The 21,928-nt window shown below is 70.5% G+C and carries 17 protein-coding genes; 12 read left to right on the plus strand and 5 right to left on the minus strand.

The window, feature by feature from the left end; translation table 11 throughout:
- Positions 1-130: 130 nt before the first annotated feature.
- Positions 131-3,328, plus strand: coding sequence for a GH92 family glycosyl hydrolase (locus tag WBN91_RS17080; RefSeq protein WP_337725454.1), 3,198 nt, complete (start codon positions 131-133; stop codon positions 3,326-3,328).
- Positions 3,329-3,419: 91 nt separating this feature from the next.
- Entirely contained in the window at positions 3,420-4,460 is a 1,041-nt protein-coding gene (locus tag WBN91_RS17085; protein WP_337725453.1) for a monodechloroaminopyrrolnitrin synthase PrnB family protein, read from the plus strand.
- On the opposite strand, the gene pdxR is transcribed toward WBN91_RS17085, so the two are convergent.
- Positions 4,443-5,864: a MocR-like pyridoxine biosynthesis transcription factor PdxR gene (gene pdxR, locus WBN91_RS17090; RefSeq protein WP_337725452.1), complete on the minus strand. Its 1,422-nt coding sequence runs from the start codon at positions 5,862-5,864 to the stop codon at positions 4,443-4,445. The genes WBN91_RS17085 and pdxR overlap by 18 nt on opposite strands.
- Positions 5,865-5,910: 46 nt before the next feature.
- On the opposite strand from pdxR, the gene WBN91_RS17095 reads away from it, so the two are divergent.
- From WBN91_RS17095 to WBN91_RS17110, 4 genes are all read left to right on the plus strand, one after another.
- A complete protein-coding gene (locus WBN91_RS17095) occupies positions 5,911-8,130 on the plus strand; it encodes a GH92 family glycosyl hydrolase (protein WP_337725451.1) in 2,220 nt (739 codons plus the stop codon).
- A 110-nt stretch (positions 8,131-8,240) separates the two neighbouring features.
- A complete protein-coding gene (locus WBN91_RS17100; RefSeq protein WP_337725450.1) occupies positions 8,241-9,152 on the plus strand; it encodes an ABC transporter ATP-binding protein in 912 nt (303 codons plus the stop codon).
- The gene (locus WBN91_RS17105) at positions 9,149-10,192 is read left to right on the plus strand and encodes an ABC transporter permease (RefSeq protein ID WP_337725449.1); all 1,044 of its coding nucleotides are present in this window, start codon (positions 9,149-9,151) and stop codon (positions 10,190-10,192) included. The genes WBN91_RS17100 and WBN91_RS17105 overlap by 4 nt, the downstream gene beginning before the upstream one ends.
- 628 nt (positions 10,193-10,820) lie before the next feature.
- On the plus strand, positions 10,821-11,153 hold the full coding sequence (locus tag WBN91_RS17110; protein ID WP_337725448.1) for a DUF3817 domain-containing protein: 333 nt from the start codon (positions 10,821-10,823) through the stop codon (positions 11,151-11,153).
- On the opposite strand, the gene WBN91_RS17115 is transcribed toward WBN91_RS17110, so the two are convergent.
- Entirely contained in the window at positions 11,120-12,184 is a 1,065-nt protein-coding gene (locus WBN91_RS17115; RefSeq protein WP_337725447.1) for a phosphotransferase, read from the minus strand. The genes WBN91_RS17110 and WBN91_RS17115 overlap by 34 nt on opposite strands.
- Positions 12,185-12,226: 42 nt before the next feature.
- Positions 12,227-12,730, minus strand: a complete 504-nt coding sequence (locus tag WBN91_RS17120) for a MarR family winged helix-turn-helix transcriptional regulator (protein ID WP_121226134.1) — start codon at positions 12,728-12,730, stop codon at positions 12,227-12,229.
- Between the two features lie 44 nt (positions 12,731-12,774).
- On the opposite strand from WBN91_RS17120, the gene WBN91_RS17125 reads away from it, so the two are divergent.
- From WBN91_RS17125 to WBN91_RS17135, 3 genes are all read left to right on the plus strand, one after another.
- Positions 12,775-13,074: an MTH1187 family thiamine-binding protein gene (locus WBN91_RS17125; protein ID WP_337725446.1), complete on the plus strand. Its 300-nt coding sequence runs from the start codon at positions 12,775-12,777 to the stop codon at positions 13,072-13,074.
- A gap of 26 nt (positions 13,075-13,100) precedes the next feature.
- Positions 13,101-14,021: an SCO6745 family protein gene (locus tag WBN91_RS17130; RefSeq protein ID WP_337725445.1), complete on the plus strand. Its 921-nt coding sequence runs from the start codon at positions 13,101-13,103 to the stop codon at positions 14,019-14,021.
- Between the two features lie 67 nt (positions 14,022-14,088).
- Entirely contained in the window at positions 14,089-15,054 is a 966-nt protein-coding gene (locus WBN91_RS17135) for a tetratricopeptide repeat protein (protein WP_337725444.1), read from the plus strand.
- A gap of 71 nt (positions 15,055-15,125) precedes the next feature.
- Here the strand turns inward: WBN91_RS17135 and WBN91_RS17140 are convergent, their stop codons facing one another.
- Both WBN91_RS17140 and WBN91_RS17145 read right to left on the minus strand, forming a co-directional pair.
- On the minus strand, positions 15,126-16,565 hold the full coding sequence (locus WBN91_RS17140; protein WP_337729238.1) for a neutral zinc metallopeptidase: 1,440 nt from the start codon (positions 16,563-16,565) through the stop codon (positions 15,126-15,128).
- A gap of 66 nt (positions 16,566-16,631) precedes the next feature.
- Complete coding sequence (locus WBN91_RS17145) at positions 16,632-18,005, minus strand: neutral zinc metallopeptidase (protein WP_337729237.1); 1,374 nt, start codon at positions 18,003-18,005, stop codon at positions 16,632-16,634.
- A 164-nt stretch (positions 18,006-18,169) separates the two neighbouring features.
- Here WBN91_RS17145 and WBN91_RS17150 point away from each other — a divergent pair, with 164 nt between their 5' ends.
- The 3 genes from WBN91_RS17150 (at position 18,170) to WBN91_RS17160 (ending at position 21,671) form a co-directional block, all read left to right on the plus strand.
- On the plus strand, positions 18,170-19,729 hold the full coding sequence (locus WBN91_RS17150) for a discoidin domain-containing protein (protein WP_337729236.1): 1,560 nt from the start codon (positions 18,170-18,172) through the stop codon (positions 19,727-19,729).
- Entirely contained in the window at positions 19,729-20,928 is a 1,200-nt protein-coding gene (locus WBN91_RS17155; RefSeq protein WP_337729235.1) for an MFS transporter, read from the plus strand. Before WBN91_RS17150 ends, WBN91_RS17155 begins: the two co-directional genes overlap by 1 nt.
- 125 nt (positions 20,929-21,053) lie before the next feature.
- Positions 21,054-21,671 (plus strand): hypothetical protein, encoded by a 618-nt coding sequence (locus WBN91_RS17160; protein WP_337729234.1) that lies wholly within the window; start codon positions 21,054-21,056, stop codon positions 21,669-21,671.
- Positions 21,672-21,928 lie beyond the last annotated feature (257 nt).

The raw sequence follows: 21,928 nt of genomic DNA on the forward strand, positions 1-21,928 counted from the left end.
GCTGATGTCAATGAGCCAATCTGTCTTGAACGAGACAACACCCGCGAGCAGCCTTGACGCGCCTATGACACGCTCCGCGATGATCCGGTTACTGGATGCCCTGGACAGCGTTGTCAACCGAGGAGGTCTCGTGAAGACGGCACTGGTCGCGGTGGCGGCCGTAGCACTCGCGGTGGTCCATCCGGTGGCCGCCCAAGCCCAGTCGGACGACCCGGCGAGGTGGGTGAACCCGTTCGTCGGCACCCAGCCGGGTGGTCCCGACCACGGCACCGGCGGCGGCGCGGGCAACAACTTCCCGGGCGCGGACGTGCCGTTCGGGATGGTGCAGTGGAGCCCGGACACCGTCACCCGCCAGCACGGCGGGTACCACTACCCGGACAACCGGATCAAGGGGTTCAGCCTGACGCACCTGTCCGGCGCGGGCTGCTCGACCTACCAGGACATCCCGATCATGCCGTTCGTCGGCGAGGTCACCACGTCACCGGCGACCGACCCCGCGCGGTACGTCTCGACGTTCTCGCACGCCAACGAGTCCGCCACGCCGGGCTACTACGGCGTGACCCTCGACAGCGGGGCGGAGGTCGAGCTGACCGTCACCCAGCGCACCGGCGTCGCCCGCCTGGCGTACCCCGGCGGGGCGACCTCGACGTTGCTGGTCAACACGTCCGGCTCGATCTCGGGCACCGACGACGCCGAGGTCACCATCGGCACGAACACCATCAGCGGCTGGGCCACCAGCGGCCGGTTCTGCGGCGCGGACCACCGCTACCGGGTGTACTTCCACGCCCAGTTCGACCAGCCATTCGGGTCCCTCGGCACGTGGAAGAACGGGGCGGTGACGCCCGGCCGGACGGCCGAACGCGGCGGCTCGGGCGTCCGCGACACCGGTGACGCGCCGAAGACCGTCGAGCAGAAGCGCACGCTCGCCGCCCAGGACACCACGGTGTCCGGCCCCGGCTCCGGCGCGTACGTCACCTTCGACGACCCGGACGTGACCATGCGCGTCGGCCTGTCGTTCGTCTCGATCGACGGCGCCAAGCGGAACCTGCGTGCGGAGAACGTCGGCAAGTCCTTCGACGCGGTCCACTCCGCCGCCCGCAAGGCCTGGAACGAGCGGCTCGGCCAGGTCCAGGTCACCGGCGGCACGGACGCGCAGCGCACCACGTTCTACACCGCGCTCTACCACTCCTTGTTGCAGCCCAACGTGTTCTCCGACGTGGACGGCCGCTACCCGGGCTTCGACGGGCGCATCCACACCGCCGAACGCGGCCATGCCGTCTACACGAACTTCTCCGGCTGGGACGTCTACCGCTCGGAGATGCAACTGCTCTCCTTGCTGGCACCGAAAGAATCTTCGGACATGGTCCGGTCCATGATGCTGTTCGCCGAACAGGGCGGCAGTTGGGACCGCTGGACCGTGGCCAACGGCTACACCGGCGTCATGGTCGGCGACCCGTACCACGTCATGGTGTCCAGCGCGTACGCCTTCGGCGCCAAGGACTTCGACGCCTCCAAAGCCCTCCTCTCGATGCTGCGCGGCGCCACCCAACCGACCCAGGGCTACGAGGAACGCCCCGGCCTGACCGAGTACATGGACCTGGGTTACGTCCCGATCGGCGCGCGCAACGTCTGGGGTCCGCCCGCCACGACCCTGGAGTACACGACCGCCGACTTCGCCATCGCCGAACTGGCCCGCCGCCTCGGCGACGGCGCGACCTGGCAGACGTTCATGAAACGCGCCCAGTACTGGCAGAACCTCTACAACCCCGGCACCGGCTACCTCCAGGCGCGCAACCGGGACGGCTCGTTCGTCGAACCGTTCACGCCGGGCAACCCCGACACGTGGGTCGAGGGCAACGCCGCCCAGTACACGTGGATGGTCCCGTACAACGCGCGCGGTCTGTTCACTGCGATGGGCGGCGACGCGAAGGTCCGCGAGCGGCTGGACTTCTTCTTCGCCAAGCTCAACGCCGGCCCGCACGAGCCGCACGCGTTCCTGGGCAACGAACCGATCATGCACACGCTCTGGCTCTACAACTGGGCCGGCGCGCCCGACAAGACGCAGGCGGTGGTGCGCAAGGCGGTGGACGAGCTGTTCGGTCCCGGTCCGAACGGGTTGATGGGCAACGACGACCTCGGCCAGATGTCGTCGTGGTACGTGTGGGCGGCGCTGGGCCTGTACCCGGTGATCCCGGGCCGCGCGGAACTGGCTGTCAACAGCCCGCTGTTCCCGCAGGTCACCATCACCCGGCCGGGTGGCAAGCCGATCGTCATCAAGGCCTCCGGCGAGGGCAGGTACGTGTCGAGCTTGGCGCTCGACGGGCGTGCGCAGACCCGGACGTGGCTGCCGGAGTCGTTCGTGGCGAACGGCGGCACGTTGGAGTTCGGGCTGTCCGCCACCCCGACGTCGTGGGGTACCGGGCCTTCGGACGCGCCGCCGTCGTTCCGGGACGGCGAGATCGCCCAGCAGTCCTACGTCGAGCCCGGTCGGCTGGTGCTGCCCGCCGGCGGCAGCGGCACGGTGACCGTGGGCGCGCAGGACTTCTCCGGCCGTGGCGGCAAGGTGACCTGGACCGCCCAGCCGCCGGCCGGGATCACCCTCACGCCGTCGAGCGGTGAGGTGACCGTGCCGCCGGGGGAGAAGGCCGGGCAGGCCGTGACCGTGGCGGTGGCCGCGAACGCCCCCGAGCAGACCCACCGCGTGCCGGTGCAGTTCGGCAACGGCCAGCGCAGCACGATCTCGGTGCTGGTCGCCGAACCGGGCAGCCTGCGGGCGGCCTTCAACAACGTCGGCACCTCACCCGATGACGACCAGGCCATCGGCAACTTCGACGGCGGCGGGTGGAGCTACTCGCGCAAGGCGCTGGCGGAACAGGGCGTGACGCCCGGAGCGGCCCTCCAATCCGATGGGATCACCTACACCTGGCCGACCTCGCCGGTCGGGGAGCCGGACAACGTCAACGCCACCGGCCAGACCGTGACCGTGAACGGCACCGGCACCAAGCTGGGCCTGCTGGGCAGCGGCGCGGGCGGCCGGTCGTCGGGGCGGCTCACCGTCACCTACGCGGACGGCAGCACGCAGACGGCCGAGGTCGGGTTCTCCGACTGGGCGTTAGGTGGCAACCCGTCCACGCCACCGTCGTTCGACAACCGGATCGTTGTGACCACGCCGTACCGCAACAACACCAGCGGCGAGGCGCAGCAGCTCAAGGTGTTCGTGTTCGCCACCGCGCCGATCCCCGTTGAGAACAAGCCGATCCGGTCGGTGACCCTGCCTGCCTCGGTCACCGGCGGCACGTTCCACGTGTTCGCCATCGGGCTCGCCTGAACGGTTTGGACCCGTTCAGGTTTTTGGACCTGTTCGGATCGCCGGGAATGGACCTGGAACCCCGTCGTGGCCGCCGCGCAGCATGGCGGTCATGACGGAGTTCGAGCGGTGGCTGGACGAGGAGTTCGTGCGGCTCAACACGGTGTTCGAGGAGGCGTACTTCGCGGCCGGGCAGGAGCACGTGCCGGACCTGGGGCAGGAGCAGGTGCTGCACGAGGGGGCCAAGCGGCTGCCCGGGATCGGCGGCGACCCGTACCGGCTGCTGGGGTCGGTGGGGATGTACCTGGCGGCGTGCGCGCGGCACCAGGTCGAGGACGAGGAGGTGCTGGCCCCGGCGTGGGCGCTGGCGACCCGGCTCGGCACGTCCCTCGGCGTCGCGCCGCGGTACGTGTTCGCGCACCAGAGCCTGCACGGGTTCCGGACGTTCACCTCGTTGCCGGACGAGCAGGTGTTCGTGCGGCAGAACGGGGTGGCGGTGGTCGGGTACGAACGCGCGGCGCACGCGTTGCGGCTGGTCGCGGACATGGGCGTCGACGGTCCCGTGGTGGAGGGGTTGCTGCGGGAGGCCCGGCGGGCGCTGGAGGACGTGATGACGGCCAACCGGGTCCTGGCCGACACCGTCGACCGGCGGCGGTTCTACCTGGTGATACGGCCCTACTTCCGGCCGCACCGGGTGGGCGGGCAGGTGTACCGGGGGGTGAACGCCGGGGACTTCGCGGCGGTGAACGAGATCGACCTGCTGCTGGGGTTGTGCCGGGCCGACGACCCGTTCTACCAGCGGGTCGTGGCGGAGAAGGTGCCTTTCGTGCCGCCGGACCACCAGGTCCGGCTGCGGCGGGCGGTGGTCGCGGAGCCGTTGATGGGTCGGTTCTTGCGGGAGCCCCGGCACGCCGGGTTGTTCTTGGAGGTGTGTCGAGCGCATGGCGCGGCCTATGCCCTGCACCACGGGCGTTTGGTGAAGCCGTTCCTGGAGGCGCAGGCGGGGGAGGACCAGGACGTCACGGCCAGCGGGCCGCCCTTGAGCGTGGTCGTGGCCGAGTTGGGGCACCTGGTGGACCTGCGGACCGGTCGCGCGCGGGCGGGGGCGTTCGGGGCGCACGAGGAGCTGCGGCGGCTAGCGGAGCTCGCGTAGGGCTTCCGCGATCGTCGCGATGCCCTCGGTGAGGACGGAGCCCGGGTTGGCCGCGTAGCCGAGGACCAATCCGGGCCGGGTGGGGCGTTGGGCGTGCCAGGACAGGGGTTGGGCCTTGACGCCGAGGTGCAGCGCGGCGGCGGCGAGGTCGGTGTCCGAGACGTCGCCCGGGAGGGTGATCGTGAGGTAGAGGCCGGCGGCCACGCCGTGCACGCGCGCGCCGGGCAGGTGCTCGGCGATGGCCCGGGTCATCGCGTCCCGGCGGCGGACGTGGCGGCGGCGCAACAGGCGCAGGTGCTTCTCCAGCTCGCCGGAGTCCATCAGCTCGGCCAGCACAAGTTGGGGAAGGGCGGTGCTGCCGAGGTCGGCGAACCGCTTGGCGGCCACGATGGCGTCCCGGTGGCGGGCGGGCACCAGCAGCCAGCCCGTGCGCAGGGCCGGTGCCAGCAGCTTGGACACGCTGCCCGCGTAGCAGACCCGGTCGGGCAGCGCGGCTTTCAGGGCCGGGGTCGGTGAGCGGTCGTAGCGGTGTTCGGCGTCGTAGTCGTCCTCCACGATCAGACCACCCCACCTGTCCAGTTCTCGGCGGCGGTCCGGGGAGAGCACGACGCCGGTGGGGAACTGGTGGGCAGGGGTCACGAAGACCGCTCGGGTGTGGAGATCGGCGACGACGAGGCCCTGGTCGTCGACCGGCACGGGCGGGGTGGCCAGGCCGTGGTGGTTGAGGTGCTGGCGGACGCCGAGGGAGCCAGGGTCCTCGACGGCCAGTTGGTCGATCCCGGCGTCCAGCAGGGCTTCGGCGAGCAGGGCGAGCGCTTGCGCCACTCCCGTCACGACGACCACTTCGTCGGGGTCCGCGACGATTCCGCGGGTTCGGGCCAGCCAGCGGGTGACGGCTGCCCTGAGCGCGGGGGTGCCGTGGGGGTCGCCGTAGCCGAATTCGACGGAGGAGAGGTGGGAGAGCACGGATCGTTCGGCGCGGAGCCAGGCGGCGCGCGGGAAGGCGGTGAGGTCGGGCACGCCGGGGGAGAGGTCGATTCGTGCGGGGGCTTCCCGCACCACGTCGAAGACGTCGGCTCCGGGCGTGGTGGGGAAGACCGGTGCGGTGGTTTGGTGAGCGGTGCGTGTGGTCGGGGTGGCGGGCACCGAGGTGACCACCGTCCCCACCCGTCCTCGGCCGGTCACGTGGCCCTCTTCGGCGAGCCGCCGGTACGCCTCGGTCACCACTCCGCGCGAGACGCCGAGTTCGGTGGCCAACGTGCGGGTCGCGGGCAGCGTGCCACCGACCGGCAGCCGACCCTCGGCGATCGCCACCCGCAACCGGTCCGCCAACCAGTCCGCGAGGCCGCGCGGAGGTGCGTCGGCGGGGTCGAGGAGGAGGAAATCCGATCCGGGTGACACCACCTCAAGGGTAGGCGCACTCGCGCCGAGGTCGGCCTAGGGTGGGAGTGTGACCAGGGATGTCGTGCGGGCCGTCAACACGTTCATCGGGACCAAGGACGACGGGAACACCTTTCCTGGGGCGGCTGTGCCGTTCGGCATGGCGCAGTCGAGCCCCATCGGGTCGCACTACGCCGGGTACCGGTACGACGATGCCGTCATCCGGGGGTTCGGGCACTTCTTCCTGTCCGGGGCCGGGTGTTGGGAGCAGGGCGGGCTGGTGTCGGTGTTGCCGGTCGCCGGGTTGCCCCGGGTGTTCGACCACCGTCGTTACGGGGCCCGGTACAGCCACGACGGCGAGGTGGGCGAAGCCGGGTACTACCGCGTTCGGCTGGACGGCGGGATCACGGTGGAGAGCACCGCGACCCTGCGGACCGGGGTCGAGCGGTTCGCCTTCCCCGCCGGGGTCACGCCACACGTGTTGGTCAACGTGGGGCAGGCCAACGACAAGGAACCGGTGTTCGCCAGCTCCATCGAGGTCGTGGACGACCGGACGCTGGCCGGAACGGTGACGTCCCAGGCGTTCTGCGGCGGCAAGCCCTACACGACGTACTTCAGGACCACCTTCGACCGGCCGTTCGTCAAGACCGGGAACTGGGGTGGTGCCTCGGGTGGCGCGGGGCTGCGGGGCCAGTGGGTGACGTTCGCGGAAGGGCCGGTCACCGTTGCCACCGCGTTGTCGCACGTCGACGCGGAGGGCGCGGCCCGGAACCTGGTCGAGGCGCGGGGCAAGTCGTTCGACGAGCTGCGGCGGGCCGCGCAGGACGCGTGGCGGGCCGAGTTGTCGTCGGTGGAGGTCGAGACCGTGTCTTCGGACGACGCGACCGTCTTCTACACGGCGCTCTACCACGTGTTGCTGCAACCGTTGACGGGCAACGACATCGACGGCCGGTACCGGGGGTTCGACGATCGGGTCCACACCGCCGACGGCTGGACGTACTACGAGTACTTCTCCCTGTGGGACACCTATCGCGCCCACAACCAACTCCTTGCCCTGCTGCGTCCCGAGCGTGCCCGTGACATCGCCCGGTCACTGCTCGCGGTGCACGAGCAAGGGGGTTGGCTGCCCCGGTGGGCCTACGCGAACCAGGAGACGAACACGATGACCGGCGACCCGGTCACGCCCTTCCTGGTGGACCTGTGGCGGTTCGGCGCGCTGGAAGGGCTGGAGGAGCAGGCCTACCGCGCGTTGCTCCAAAACGCCACGCAGTTGCCGCCCGCCTCCTCGCCGTTCGAAGGCCGTGCGGGTGTGGAGTCCTACCTGGCCAACGGGTTCGTGCAGTTCGACCCCCGCTACCGCAAGAAGGGCCAGGACGTGGACCCGCACCACGGCGCGTCCGCCACGTTCGAGTACGCGCTGGCCGACGCCTCACTGTCGATCATGGCGGAGGCGTTGGGGCACGAGGACGACGCGGCGGTCCTCCGCCGGCGCGGGCGGAACTACCGGACGCTGTGGGACGGGACGGTCGCCGATCGCGGCTTCACCGGGTTCCCGCGGCCCAAGACCGCCGACGGCCGGTGGCTGGCGGAGTTCACGCCGCAGGGGCAGGACGGGTTCCACGAGGGCACGGCGTGGCAGTACCAGTGGCTGGTCCAGCAGGACGTCCCCGGGCTGGTGGAGTTGTTGGGCGGCAGGGAGGAGGCGGCGGCCCGGCTGGACGACTTCTTCGCCTACGACGACCTGGTGGCCGATCCCGCGCGGACGGTCCGCGAGAAGTGGGTCGTCGGCCCGTACAACTACTACAACCAGTACCGCTACAACCCGAACAACGAACCCGACCTGCACGCGCCCTGGATGTACGTGCTGATCGGCCAGCCCTGGAAGACCTCGGCGGTCAACCGCGCCGCCCAGACGCTGTTCGTCAACGCGCCCAACGGGGTCACCGGCAACGACGACCTCGGCACGATGTCGGCGTGGTACGTCTTCAGCGCCCTCGGCCTCTACCCGGCGACGCCCGGCACCGGTCAGTTCCTCCTGCACGCCCCGCGCTTCCCGAAGTCGACCATCCACCTGCGTGATGGCGGTGTGCTCACGATCAGCGCGCCGGGCGTCGACCTGGCCAAGCTCCAGTACGTCAAGGGCATGGCGGTGAACGGCTCGCCACAAGACGAAGCGTGGGTGGACTTCGAGCGGTTGGTCGGCGGTGCGGTGCTGGACGTCGTGCTCACCGACGACCCGGCCGAGGCCACGTGGGGAACGCCGCCGCCGTCACCGTGCGCGGGCGGCTGACCGCGCAGCGCGAGGGCCGTCATACGAAAGCATTGCGGACCGATCTACTTTGGTGGCGACCGCACCGGAAACCGTCGTGGGAATCGTTCGGCGGCTCTACGGTTCCCCGCATGACTGGGGAGAGAGCGGCGGTCGTCGTCAGCGACATCCGCAAAAACTACGGCGACCTCCAGGCGGTGGACGGGGTGTCGTTCACCGTCGCCGAGGGCGAGTTCTTCGGCATCCTCGGCCCGAACGGGGCGGGCAAGACGACCACGCTGGAGATCGTCGAAGGGCTGCGCAAGGCCGACTCCGGCCGCGTGCGCCTGCTCGACGAGGACCCGTGGCCGCGCAACCCCGCCCTGCTTCCCCGGATCGGGGTGCAGCTCCAGGCGTCCAGCTTCTTCGAGAAGCTCACCGCCAAGGAGCAGTTGGAGACGTTCGGCTCGCTCTACGGCGTGCCCGCCTCGCGCGCGGCCGAGATGCTGGAGCTGGTCGGCCTCACCGACAAGGCGAACGTCCAGGAGAACAAGCTGTCCGGCGGTCAGCGGCAGCGGCTGTCCATCGCGTGCGCGCTCGTGCACGACCCGGACATCGTGTTCCTCGACGAGCCCACGGCCGCACTGGACCCGCAGGCACGGCGCAACCTGTGGGACGTGCTGCGCGCGATCCAGCAGCGCGGCAAGACCATCGTCTACACCACGCACTACCTGGACGAGGCCGAGATCCTCTGCGACCGGGTGGCGATCATGGACCGCGGGCGCATCCTCGCGATGGACGCCCCGGCGACCCTGGTCCGCGGCCTCGACGCGCCCACGCACGTCGTCCTCCAACGCGGCACGCTGAACGCCGACGACGCCCGCGCCATCACCGGCGTCGAGCAGGTGCAGGAGGACGAGGTGTCGCTGACCATCGCGACCCGCCGCCCTGCACCGGTGCTGTCCGCCCTGGCCGAGCGCGGCACGCTCGACGGCTTGCAGGTCCGCACGGCGACCCTGGAGGACGTGTTCCTCCACCTGACCGGTCGGGAGTACCGGGCATGAGCGCGTTCAAGAGCCTGTCCACGGCGATGGTGAAGGGCTTCCTGCGCGACCGGATGACCCTGTTCTTCGTCTTCGTCTTCCCCCTGATGTTCCTGGTCGTGTTCGGCCTGCTGTTCCGGGACTCCGGCGCGGAGAAGACCAAGGTCGCCGTCGTCGGCGACGGCCCGGTGGTCAGCGCGCTGTCCGAGTCGGGCGCGTTGGAGATCGAACGGTACGACGACTTCGACGCCGCCCGCCGGAAGGTCGACGACGGCGACCTGCCGGCTGTGATCGTCGCCCGCGGCGGCACGGTGGAACTGACCTTCGCGGCCAGCGACCAGACCCGTGCGCAGACCGTGCTGGGCATCGTGTCGGGCACGGTGGACAAGGTGAACCTCGCGGCCACGGGCGTTGCGCCGGCGTTCACCTTCGCGGCGAAGCCGGTCGAGGACGCGTCGCTGAAGCCGATCCAGTTCCTGACGCCCGGGATCCTGTCGTGGGCCGTGTCGATCTCCGGTGTGTTCGGGGCGGCGCTGACCTTGGTGTCGTGGCGCAAGAAGCAGGTGCTGCGGCGCATCCGCTTGGCACCGGTCGGTCCGACCGCCGTGCTGTCGTCGCGGATCCTGGTGAGCATCGGGACGGCCGTCGCGCAGGGCGTCGTGTTCGTGGCGGTCGCGCTGACGCCGCCGTTCGGGTTGCAGTTGACCGGTTCGTGGTGGCTGGCGCTGCCGTTGCTCGTGCTAGGAACCACGGCGTTCTTCGCGGTCGGGATGCTGGTCGGGGCGTTCTGCAAGACCGAGGAGGCGGCGAGCGGTGCGGCGAACGTCGTCATCATGCCGATGGCGTTCCTGTCGGGCACGTTCTTCCCGCTGGAGAAGGCGCCGGGGTGGTTGCAGGTGGTGTCGAACGTGTTCCCGCTGCGGCACATGAACGACGGCATGCTGGACGTGCTGGTGCGGGGCAAGGGCGTGGAGGCGCTGCTGGTGCCGTCGGCGGTGCTGATCGGGTTCACCCTGGTGGTCGGCTTCATCGCGGCCCGCGTGTTCCGCTGGGAGGACTGAGCCGGGCGGTGGTCGGGCCGCTCCTGCCCGCCCGCCGCCCCGTTTTTGTCGGTGTCCGGTGGGACAATGGAGACGGGGGCCGGAGGCCGCCAGTCGGGTGCCGATCTCGCTCTTGCGCGGCGACCGGGGGTCGGGTTGCGGCTGGCCACTGAGGGTTTCGGGGGCGGCAACCGAGGGCTGGTACCGGCGCCGAAGGGTGGGGCTGGCGGAGGGCCGGCAACTGGGCGCGATGAGGCCGCAGTGCGGGGTCTGGGGTGGCGTGCCCGCTGCGGCCTGGCGTGGCCGGGGCTGGTGATCGCCCGCCGACCGCTTCCGAGCCGCCCGCCGGACTGGCTGCCATCGCTCCCACCGCGTATTGGCTTGCGCTGCTGTGCCGGGCGGGGGTCGCCGAGCCGTGCGAAGGGTTGTGGCGGGGCGAGGGCTGCGGGCGGCGCGGTGGTGCCGGGTGTGAGGTGCCTGGCGGCTGGTGCTTCGGGCTTGCCGGGTGATCGAGGGCCGCGAGGTGATCGAGGGTCGGCCGTGTGATCGGGGGCCGGCCGCCGGCCCCCGATCACCATTTTCCCAGGGGGGACCGACAAAAACGGACCCAACGGACAGGTGACTGGGATCACTCACCACAATGGGTGACATGCTAAGCAGCCCCGTTGGCCGTTTCCGCCTCTTCGCGCTTGCCGAGGCCGTGTCCTGGGCCGGTCTGCTGATCGGCATGTTCTTCAAGTACGTCGTCGTCGGCAACGAGATCGGCGTGAAGGTCTTCGGGCCGATCCACGGGGTCATCTTCGTCGGCTACGTGCTCGTCACCCTGATGCTGGCCCACCGCTGGAACCGGGCCACGACCATCTGGGCGCTCGTCGCGAGCATCCCGCCCTTCGGCACCGTGGTCTTCGAGCGGTGGGCGGCGAAGAACGGCAAGCTCAGCGACGAGGGTCAGGCCGTCGAGGTCGAGTCCGCCAAGGATTGAGCCGGCGACCGGGACAGCGACTGGGCGAGCGCGAGGTGCTCCTCGGGGTCGCCCCGGTGGTAGACGCGTTCGCTCTCCTCGATGTTGTCGAGGAACTCCTGGTAGACGCGTGCCGCCAGGAGGTGCGCGGCGGGGCGGGCGTGGGCCAGGGCAGCGGCTGGGTTGCTGTCGGGGCGGTGGGTCAGCCACGACCCGCACCACACCTCCGTGACCAGCGGCGCCAGGGACGGGTCCACGAAGTCGATCAGCTTCGCCGCGTCCAGCGCCGGGTGGCCCCAGTGCGCCTCGGCCCAGTCCAGCACGGCACCGCCGGACCGCCAGTTGCCCGGGTGGAAGTCGCCGTGCAGCAGGGTGTCCGGCAGGCCGAACGACGGCACCTCCACGCCGCGCCGACGCAGCCGGGCGGGGCCGGCCAGGGCGTTCTGCATGGCCACCCACCGGGGCACGAAGTCCTGGACGATCTCCGGCGTCGGTGACCAGCAGTCGGTGCCGGGGGCGTCCTCCAGCAGGATCCGGTGCCCCTCGGCGGCCAGCACGGTGGGTGCGAGCGACGGGTCCGCCGACCGCACCAGGTCGAGCACCGGCCCCTCAGGCGCCAGGAACGGCGGCACCTCCTTGGCCCACACCACCCCCGCCTTCGTGCGCAGGCGGAACAGGCACGACAGGTTCCACGTCTTGACCTGCACGGCGGGCTCGACGCGCCGCACGTGCCCGTCCGCCCACGCGAGCAGCGCGGCGGGGCCTCCGGGGCGCGCCCACGGCAGGCGCAGCGGGTCGTCGGGGAAGTCGATCGGGTCCACAGTGGACGGGTCGGGCCAGTCCGCCTCGACCTGGTAGGTCACGGTCCCGTCGCGCATGCCCGTTCCGGTGGCCGAGACCAGGCGCAGGACGTGCGTCGGAACGCCCAGCAGCCGGTCGAGGTGGGCGGTCACCGGCTCCACGTCGTTCCACCACGGGCTGTCCACGGTGAACTCCGGCACGGTGTGCACGTGCCGGCCACCGGCCGTCACCCAAGCGATCACGGTTCGCACGGCCGACAGCGTGGCCCACGGCACACGCCCTGGTCGAGCGGATTAGTCCTCGAAGTCGCCGACCGCGCGGCGGACCTTCGCCAGCAGGTCGGTGAGCTGCTCGGTCTGCCGGTCGGTCAGGCCGCGCAGGCCGAACTCGACCTCCGTGACCGCCTCCGTCGCCGCCTCGCGCCGGGCGTGGCCGGCCTCGGTGATCTCCACCAGCGTGGTGCGGCGGTCGGTGGGGTGCGGGTTGCGGCGGACCAGGCCGTCGGCCTCCAGGCGGTCCACGATGTTGGTCACGCTGGTGGGGTGCAGTTGGAGCCGTTCGCCCATGACCCGCATGGGCAGGCTGCCGGTGCGCGAGAACGTCAGCAGGACGAGGGCTTCGAACCGGGCGAAGGTCAGACCGTGCGGCTTGAGGGCGGAGTCCACCGAGGACTGGATGATCTGCTGTACTCGCATGACGCTCGTGACCGCCGCCATCGCCGTCGACGGTCCGATCCGCTTCTCCCACAGCTCGGCGGCGCGCGCGATGGGGTCGAACGGCAGCGGTTGGGACGACATGCCGCCGAAGCTACCAGTGGGTACCCGACCAGGAGGAGGGAACTGTGCTCGTCGCGTTCAGCGTCAGCCCGCTCGGCGGGGAGTCCGACGGCGTGGCGGCGGCCGTCGCCGAGGCCGTGCGGGTGGTCCGGGAGTCCGGGCTGCCCAACCAGACCAACGCCATGTTCACGCTGGTGGAGGGCGAGTGGGACGAGGTGATGGCGGTGGTGAAGAAGGCGACCGAGGTCGTGCAGGCCACCGCGCCGCGGGTCAGCCTCGTGCTCAAGGCGGACATCCGGCCCGGGTACACCGGGCAGCTGACGGCGAAGGTGGAGCGGGTGGAACAACACCTCTCTTCCGAATAGTCGGATGTCCTACTAATTTGTCCGGCATGGACCCCCGTGAGCTGTGGCTGCGCTTCGAGACGTACCACGACGTCACCTACTTCACGCCGGAGTCCCGCGCGGTGACCGACGCGCTGGGCTGCAAGGGCGGGTGGATGGGCTACTTCGCCATGCGCGCGGCCCCGCTGGGCGCCGCCGCGCCGGAGACCGTGACGGCCGCCTTCTACAGCTTCCACCCGCGGATGGTGGCCCGTGCGCTGCCCGACGCCTGGGAGGTCGCGTCGCCGGAGCGGTTCCTGGCGGCGCGGCTGGAGGGGGCGGACGGGGCGTTGCGGCGGATGCTGCCCACCCTGGAGGTCGGGGAGGCGGCCGAGTTGGCTCTCCGGGCGGCGTCCGCGGTGCCGCTGGCCGGGAGGGTGATGGGGGCGGCGAACGCGGCATTGCCGGTGCCCACCGAACCGCACCTGGCGTTGTGGCAGGCGTGCACGACCCTGCGCGAGTCCCGGGGGGACGGGCACGTGGCGGCGCTGGTCGCGGCCGACCTGTCGCCGTGCGAGACGTTGGTGCTGTTCGGCGCGGACAAGGGGCTGGAGGCCTCCTACCTGCGGCAGGCGCGGGGGTGGTCCGAGGAGGAGTGGGCCGCGGCGGAGCGGTCGCTGACCGAGCGCGGCCTCTTCGACGGCGGGCCGACCCCGGCCGGGACGCCCGAGCGCGGCACGACCGAGCGCGGCACGACCGAGCCCGGCACGACCGAGCGTGGCCTGACCCCGGCCGGGCGGGCCTTGCGCGAGGACGTCGAGCGGCGGACCGACGCAGCCGCAGAGGCCCCGTGGCGCGCGTTGGGGTCGGCGGGCACCGAGCGGTTCCTGGAGCTGATGACGCCGTTGGCGCTGGCGTTGGGGCGGCAGAACGACGCCATGCGGACCAACCCGATGGCCATCGACCCGGTGACCCAGCTGGCAGGGTGACGGCCGTCCCACGCGCGTCCCGCCGGGCTGCCGCCGCCACGGGCCGCAGCCGTGCCAGGATGGGAGCGTGACAAGGCCAGACCCTCGCAAGTCCGCAGCACTGTCCGCCGCGCTCTCCGGGGCGGTCGACCTCGGGGCGCTGAAGGCACGGGCCGACGCCGCCCGCCAGCGCGCCGCCACACCGCCGCCGGCCGCCGGCGGAGGCGGGGCCGCCGGGGGACCCAGCCCGTGGGTGCTCGACGTCACCGAGGCCACCTTCCAGTCGGTCGTGGAGCGCTCGCTGGAGATCCCGGTCGTGGTCGAGCTGACCGCGTCCTGGAGTCCGGAGGCGGGCCAGCTGTCGCCGGTCCTGGAGAAGGCCGCCCGCGCGGGCGGCGGCGCGTGGCTGCTCGCCCGGGTCGACCTCGACGCCAGCCCGCGCGTCGGCCAGGCGTTCGGCGTGCAGTCGGTGCCGACCGTCGTCGCGGTGGCCGCCGGCCAGCCGGTGGGCGCGTTCGAAGGGCCGCTGCCCGAAGCCGAGTTCGCCCAGTGGATCGACCGGCTGCTGGACGCGCTGCGCGACCGGCTGCCCGGCATCCGCGCCGCCGAGGCCGCCCGCACCGGCGCCCCGGTCGAGGAGCCCGAGGACGACCGGTTCACGGCGGCCGAGGACGCCTTCGAGCGGGGCGACTTCGCGGCGGCCGAGGCCGCCTACGAGGCGATCCTGTCCGTCGAGCCCGGCAACGCCGAGGCCAAGGCCGCCCTCGCCCAGGTCCGGTTCACCGCCCGCGCCGAGGGTCTGAGCCCGGACGCCGTGGCCAAGGCCGACGCGAACCCGGACGACCTGGACGCCCAGCTGGCCGCCGCCGACGTGGAGCTGGCCACCCAGGACGTCGAGCAGGCGTTCAAGCGGCTGATCGACACCGTGCGGCGGGTGTTCGGCGAGGACCGCGACAAGGTCCGCGAGCACCTAGTCGGCTTGTTCGAGCTGTTCCCGCCTGACGACGACCGGGTCGCCAAGGCGCGACGCAACCTCGCCAGCGCCCTGTACTGATCAACTTCGGGACGCGCGGCGCGTTCTCACTCTGAACGCGCCGCGCGACCCCACCGCGCCGGAAGCACCGGTCACTCGGAGTACTTGCGGGTGCAGAGGCCGCCGCCGTCGAAGAAGCCGTCGCGGAAGGCCTCCACGCGGGCGAAGCCCGACGGGACGACCGTGCCGTTGACGTCGGCCGCGATGAGGCTCTTGTCGGCCAGGAGTTCGGCCACCGCCTCGTCCAGGTCGCCCGACGACAGCCTGAGCTTGGCCTTCGGGTCCGTGGTGGTGCCGGCCCAGGCGCCGGTCAGGCAGGCCGTGCGCAGGCCGGCCGCCGGGCCTTCCAGCGGGTAGCCGGTGGCCTTCTGGATGGACAGGGCGTAGCGGGAGGCGATCTCCGCGAAGGCCGCGAAGTCGCCGATGCCGCCCTTCTGGCCGCGCTTGGGCGGGGTGCCGATCTTGACCAGGTCCTGGAGGTCGATGCCGACCGTGTTGGTGGCCGGGCAGTAGGTCGCGGGTGAGGTGACCTTGGCGTTGGTGCAGGAGACGTTGTCCTGCTTGAACTGCGGAGGGGTGGCGCCGCTCTGGCTGAAGGCCTCGCCCAGGCTCTTCTCCAGCAGCTCCAGGTACTCGGGCTTGTCGACCTTCAGGTTGCCCTTGCCCTGACCGGAGTCCTTGTCCTGCGAGTCGAACTTCTGCTGCGTGATCCGGTTCTTGATCTCCTGCTCGTCGATCTGCGCGCAGCGCTTCGGGTCGCCGGCGAAGCCGAACTGGAAGGCCGCCACCCGGTCGAACGCGCTGCCGTGCGCACCCTGCTTGTCGGCGGACGTGCCGGCCGCGTCGCGGATGAAGAACATGGTCGCCAGGACCTGGTTCAGGCCCGGACCGGTGGAGATGCGGAAGTGCTTGGACTTGCCCTCCGCGACCCAGCGGAAGAAGTTGCCCGCGTAGCAGTCGGCCTGCTGCTCCTTGATGATCGACGGCGTGGCCTGGGTGACGCCGCCCTGCGCGCCCAACTTGTACTGGATGGCGTGGCCCATCTCGTGCGCGAGCACGGTGACCACCGACATCGGGCCGAACGCGTCGTCCAGCATGGGCAGCAGGTCGCCGCGGTCCCAGGCGATGCTGTCGTCCAGCGAGCAGTAGAAGGCGTTGGCGACGCCGGCGGTGTTGGTGCGGCAGATCTCGACGCCCGCGCCGGTCGAGTCGTAGGACACCAGGCGCTTCACCGGCTCGAACTTCTTGCCGTCGAAGTTCTCGGGCATCTTCTCCGCCCAGTACTCCTCGACGTCGGCCAGCGTGTTCACGGCCAGGCGGTCCATCTCCCCGCCGTCGGCGTTCTCCACGCGCAGGTCCGCGTCGGGCACGCCGGGCTTGGGGCCGCTCTCGCCGGTGGTGATGTCAAGGCCCGAGACCTTGGTGACGTCCGGCTTCACCGCCTTGGCCACGCCGTCCACGACCTGCGTGCACGCGCTGGTCAACGCCGCCACCGCGACCAGCGCCGCGATACCGATCGACCGTCGAGCCATGCCCACGTCCCATCCCCGCCGCCTGCGCTTCGGGGGGAACCCTACTTAACGCCCCCCGGCGGTGTTCTAGAAACCGCAGGCTTTGACGCCGGTGAAGACGCCGTTGCGGAAGACGTCCACCCGCTTGAAGCCGGGATCGACGGCGTTGCGCCCGCCGGCGTCGCGGGCCGCGTAGTCGTGGGCCAGCAGGACCTGCACGGCCTCGTCGAGGTCGCCGGGGGACAGGCCGAAGCCCTGCTCGCGGGTGAAGACCTCGCGCGTGTAAGCGCCGGCCAGGCACAGCGCGCCCTCGGCGGCCTCCTCGCCGTCGGTCTTCATCCCGACCGCCTGCCGGGCCGCGAGGCCGTAACGGCTGGCCAGGAGGACGCCGGTGGCGTAGTCGCCGATCCTGGCGTGCAGCTCGGGCAGGTCCTCGGCGACGTCCACCTCGACGGACTTGTCCTCGGGGCAGAACGCCACCGGCCCCTGGTCGCCGGAGCAGCTCGGCTCCTCGCGGACCGTGGTGGCCTTCGGCTCGGTCCAGGTCGCGCCCTTGGTGGCGACCAGCGCCTTGTAGTAGTTGTTCAGGTCCGGTGCGATGGCGTCCAGCATCTCGTCGAACGGCAGGTTGCCGCCCCGATCCCGGTCGTCGACGCTGCGGAACGCCTGCTGGGTGAACGGCCGGTTCTCCACGGTCATCGCGCCGCAGAACTTCGCGTCCTTGAGGTAGCCGTCCTGGAAGGCCGACACGCGGTCGAACGCGTTGCCGTGCGCGGAGCTGTCGTCGGGGGACGTGCCGACCGGGTCCTTGAACGAGACCAGCGCGCCCAGCGCCGAGTCCAGGGTGTCCGTGCCGATGTCCAGGTGCTCGGACTTGCCGTCGTTGACCCACTTGACGAACGCGCCCGCGAAGCAGTCGGCCATCGCCTCGGTGAGGATCGTCGGGTACTTCTCCGGGTCGCGCCGCTCGGCCTCGGGCGTGATGCCCATGCGCCGCTGCACCGCGTGGCCCATCTCGTGGGCCAGCACGATCACCACGGCCGCGTCGCCGTACCGGTCCTTGAGCACGGGCAGCAGCGCGGCCCGGTCCCAGGCGATGGCGTCGGCGCCGGGGCAGTAGAAGGCGTTGCCCTCGACGTCGCTGGCCTTCTCGGTGCACGGCGGCGGCTTGGCGGCCGGGTCGGAGGTGTCCACGGAGTAGATGCCGCCGTCGACGGGCTCCCACGGCTTGCCGAAGGTGGCCGGGAAGGTCTCCTGCCAGAACTTGTCCACGTCGGTGATCGCGGTCGCGGCGAGCCGGTCGATGGGGCCGCCGTCGGTGCCGCGGATGAAGCTCGGGTCCACGCCGTCCTTGGTCACGACCTGGCCGGCGACGGGACGCCCGTCGACGAGTTGGGTGCACCCGGAGGCCACCAGGGCCACCGCCACGAGCAGGACCAGCCGAGCCGACGCGAGCCGCATTGGACCATTGTGCAGGCTTTCCACCCCTAAGGGGTCGGTTACGGCACTTCCCGGCCGCACCGTTGACACCCCTGTTCAGCTCCCGTTAACCTCCGTAATCGTAAAGATTGTTTACGATTAGACCGCCTTTCGGACCGCCGCCCCGGACCGTGAGGAGAACCCCCGTGCGCCGAGTCGCACCCTTCGCCGCGGCGGCGGCGCTGCTGGTCGCCGTACCGCTGACCGCAGCCAGCGCACCCGCCGACGTCCTGCTCTCGCAGGGCAGGCCGACCACCACGTCCTCCGTCGAGGACCCGACCCTGGCCGGGCAGTTCGCCGTCGACGGCCGCACCGACACCCGCTGGGCCAGCGCGCCCGGCCTCGACCCCCAGTGGCTGGCCGTCGACCTCGGCGGCGCGGCCGAGGTGCACCGGGTCCTGGTGCACTGGGAGGACGCGTACGCGAGCCAGTACAAGGTCCAGATCTCCCGCGACGGGACGTCGTGGACCGACATCAGCGGCCGGACCAGCGGTGATGGCGACACCGACACCCACAGCGGCCTCTACGCCACCGGCCGCTACCTGCGCGTCCTCGGGACCCAGCGGGCCACCGAGTGGGGCTACTCGATCTGGGAGCTGGAGGTGTTCGGCGTCCGCAACAGCAGCGACACCACCCCGCCCAGCGCCCCGACCGGCCTCCAGGTCACCGGGACCAGCCCGAGCAGCGCGTCCCTGGCGTGGACGGCGGCCACGGACGACGTGGGCGTCGCCGGGTACGACGTCCTGAGGGGTGGCGTCGTCGTCGGCACCACCACGACCACCGCGTACACCGACAACGGCCTGGCCCCGTCCACCGGCTACGACTACACCGTCCGCGCCCGCGACGCCGCCGGCAACACCTCCGCCCCCAGCAACCAGGTCCGGGCCACCACCGGCGCGGGCACGGGTTCGTTCGTGGTCGCGGCGGCCGGCGACATCGCCGAACAGTGCACGGCGACCGACCCGAACTGCGTCCACCCCAAGACCGCCCGGTTGGTCGAGCAGCTGAACCCGGTCGCGGTGATCACGATGGGGGACAACCAGTACGACGACGCCCACCTGTCGGACTTCCAGAACTACTACGACACCACGTGGGGCCGGTTCAAGGCGAAGACCAAGCCGGTGCCCGGCAACCACGAGACCTACTCCGACCCGCCGCTGTCCGGGTACAAGGGCTACTTCGGCTCGATCGCCACACCCCAAGGCAGCACGTACTACTCGTGGGACCACGGCAACTGGCACTTCATCGCCCTGGACTCCAACCAGTCCAGCGCCTCGGGCTCGGCGCAGTTGGAGTGGCTCAAGCGCGACCTGGCCGCCAACACACGGGGCTGCGTCGCCGCGTACTTCCACCACCCAAGGTGGAGTTCCGGTGAGCACGGCAACAACACCAGCGTCTCCGGCCTGTGGACCACGCTGGTAGCCAACAAGACCGACTTGGTCCTGAACGGCCACGACCACCACTACGAGCGGATCAAGCCCTTGGACGCGTCCGGCAGGGCTTCCACCACCGGCACCCGCTCGGTCATCGGCGGTGGCGGCGGCGCACCTCTGTACAAGGTGTCCGCGAACCCGGCCATCACCGAGTTCGCCCGCTCCACGCACGGCGTCCTCAAGCTGACCCTGACCGACACCACCTACTCCTGGCAGTTCCTGGGCCTGGACGGCAAACCGGTCGACAGCACCCCGACCTACACCTGCCACTGATGTACATCGCGACCGCACGGCAGGGAGCGGTCACCGGCGGACGGGGCCGGGTAGCCGGGAACGTCCTGGCCCTCGGCCTCGTCAGCCTGGTCACCGACATCTCCTCGGAGATGGTGACCGCGATCCTCCCGCTGTACTTCGTGGTCGCCCTCGGGTTGAGCCCGTTCCAGTTCGGCTTGCTGGACGGGCTCTACTCGGGCGTGACAGCCGTCGTGCGCCTACTAGGCGGCCACACGGCAGACCGCTTGCAACGCCGCAAGGCTGTTGCCTTGGCAGGTTACGGCCTGTCCGCCGCCGCCAAACTAGGCTTCCTAGCGGCCACGACTCCCGTCGCCTTGGGCGGCGTCCTAGCCGCAGACCGCACCGGCAAGGGCCTGCGCACCGCCCCCAGGGACGCCCTGATCTCCTTGAGCAGCACTCCAGACACCTTGGGCCGGGCGTTCGGCGTGCACAGAGCGATGGACACCGTCGGCGCTTTCCTAGGACCCCTGGCAGCCATGTTCGTCCTATGGGCGAGCTTGGGCGACTACAACGCCGTCTTCGTCACCAGCTTCTGCGTGGCCGTTCTAGGTGTGGTGCTCCTGGCCGTCCTGGTCCGCGACAACCGCACCCCAACGACCGCTCGACCACCCCTGAGAACGTTGTGGCGCAAGCCTTTCCGCCGAGTAACCGGATGGGCCGCGCTCTTAAGCGCGGTAGCCGTAGGCGATGGCTTCCTGTACCTCATGCTCCAACAGCAACTGCACTTGGACGCCGTGATCTTCCCCCTGCTGCCTCTGGGCACGGCCGCCGTGTACTTGCTCCTGTCCGTGCCGTTGGGCCGCCTAGCCGACCGCGTGGGCAGATGGCCCGTCTTCCTAGCCGGCCACGTGGCACTGGCCGCAGCCTTCGCGTTGCTGCTGACCCCTCACCTGAACGTCTTCGCAGTACTAGCCCTGCACGGCCTCTTCTACGCGGCCACAGACGGCGTCCTCATGGCCGCCGCAAGCCCTCTGCTGCCTGCCGAGCTGCGCACCAGCGGCTTGGCCGTGCTGCAAACAGGTCAGGCGCTGGCGAAACTCGTGTCTTCTGTTCTTTTTGGAGCGTTGTGGACGATCTGGGGAATGCCAACAGCAGTACTGACATCACTGACCGCTCTGGGACTAGTGCTCGTAGGCGCCTACGTCTCACGTCCGTTCTCACAGCAGCCCTCCTCCTAACTACCTGCGCAGCCGGCTACGTCCTCCACGCACGCACCCGCCAACCCGAACCACCTAAATGCGACCGCCACTCCGCCAATGCCGACACCAACGCCTGCCTGACCGCTCTACCCGGCCTACCACCAATGGCAGAACTAGCCGTCACCGTCAATGGAAGGGAACAGAAACACGCCATCCCAGGCATCCCCAGCCGCCTACAGGTGTCGAGAAGCGGCCGAATGGTCTCATGGACGGTGTTCGTCTCCGGCGACTCCTACAACACAACAGGCTTCTCCACCCGAACAGGGATCCTCGACACGACAACAGACGAGCTCAGAAAGTCGATCGAAGACCTCCCCCTCACCATCGACGGCAACCGCTACTACGCCCCAGACCTGAACTTCTGGGGCGTCACCTTCACCCAAGACGACAACACCTTCTACGCGACAGCCGCCAGCAAGGGCCAAACCCACCTCATCCAAGCGACATACACAACCTGGGAGGCCACAGCACTGAGAACCAACGTGGAGTGCCCCTCCATCTCCCCAGACGGCACCCGCCTAGCCTTCAAGAAACGCGTAACCCCAGGCCCGTGGCACCTACACGTCCTAGACCTGACGACTATGACCGAAACACCACTAGCCGAGTCCCGAAGCGTGGACGACCAACCAGTCTGGCCAGACAACCACACCATCACCTACAACCTGGACAAACACACATGGCAAGTCCCCGCAAACGGCACCGGCCAACCCACCCCCACCTGACCAACCCCCGCCGCGCGCGCAGCGCGCTTCACGAAGCTGCCGCGCGGCACACCTCTACCTGGGCTTCTTGCTTGTGTCATCCCCGTATGGCCTGCCCGAAGGGCTACCACGCTTTTGGTCGGGTGCCGCCGAATTTTTTGTGAGGAACGAGCAAAAAATTTAGCGGCACCCGACCAAAAGTGTGGTTGGCTTTGCCAGGCCATACGGGGATGACACAAGCAAGAAGCCCCCGCCTTTTCTTTTGCTTTGTGTCCATC

The organism is Saccharothrix sp. CCNWYY140, from assembly GCF_037401995.1.
GTDB lineage: Bacteria > Actinomycetota > Actinomycetes > Mycobacteriales > Pseudonocardiaceae > Actinosynnema.

Coding starts and splice junctions, on each gene's coding strand:
- WBN91_RS17085 (WP_337725453.1), top strand. CDS start 3,420: ATGACGGAGTTCGAGCGGTGGCTGGACGAGGAGTTCGTGCGGCTCAAC.
- WBN91_RS17100 (WP_337725450.1), top strand. CDS start 8,241: ATGACTGGGGAGAGAGCGGCGGTCGTCGTCAGCGACATCCGCAAAAAC.
- WBN91_RS17105 (WP_337725449.1), top strand. CDS start 9,149: ATGAGCGCGTTCAAGAGCCTGTCCACGGCGATGGTGAAGGGCTTCCTG.
- WBN91_RS17110 (WP_337725448.1), top strand. CDS start 10,821: ATGCTAAGCAGCCCCGTTGGCCGTTTCCGCCTCTTCGCGCTTGCCGAG.
- WBN91_RS17120 (WP_121226134.1), bottom strand. CDS start 12,730: ATGTCGTCCCAACCGCTGCCGTTCGACCCCATCGCGCGCGCCGCCGAG.
- WBN91_RS17130 (WP_337725445.1), top strand. CDS start 13,101: ATGGACCCCCGTGAGCTGTGGCTGCGCTTCGAGACGTACCACGACGTC.
- WBN91_RS17140 (WP_337729238.1), bottom strand. CDS start 16,565: ATGGCTCGACGGTCGATCGGTATCGCGGCGCTGGTCGCGGTGGCGGCG.
- WBN91_RS17145 (WP_337729237.1), bottom strand. CDS start 18,005: ATGCGGCTCGCGTCGGCTCGGCTGGTCCTGCTCGTGGCGGTGGCCCTG.
- WBN91_RS17155 (WP_337729235.1), top strand. CDS start 19,729: ATGTACATCGCGACCGCACGGCAGGGAGCGGTCACCGGCGGACGGGGC.
- WBN91_RS17160 (WP_337729234.1), top strand. CDS start 21,054: ATGGCAGAACTAGCCGTCACCGTCAATGGAAGGGAACAGAAACACGCC.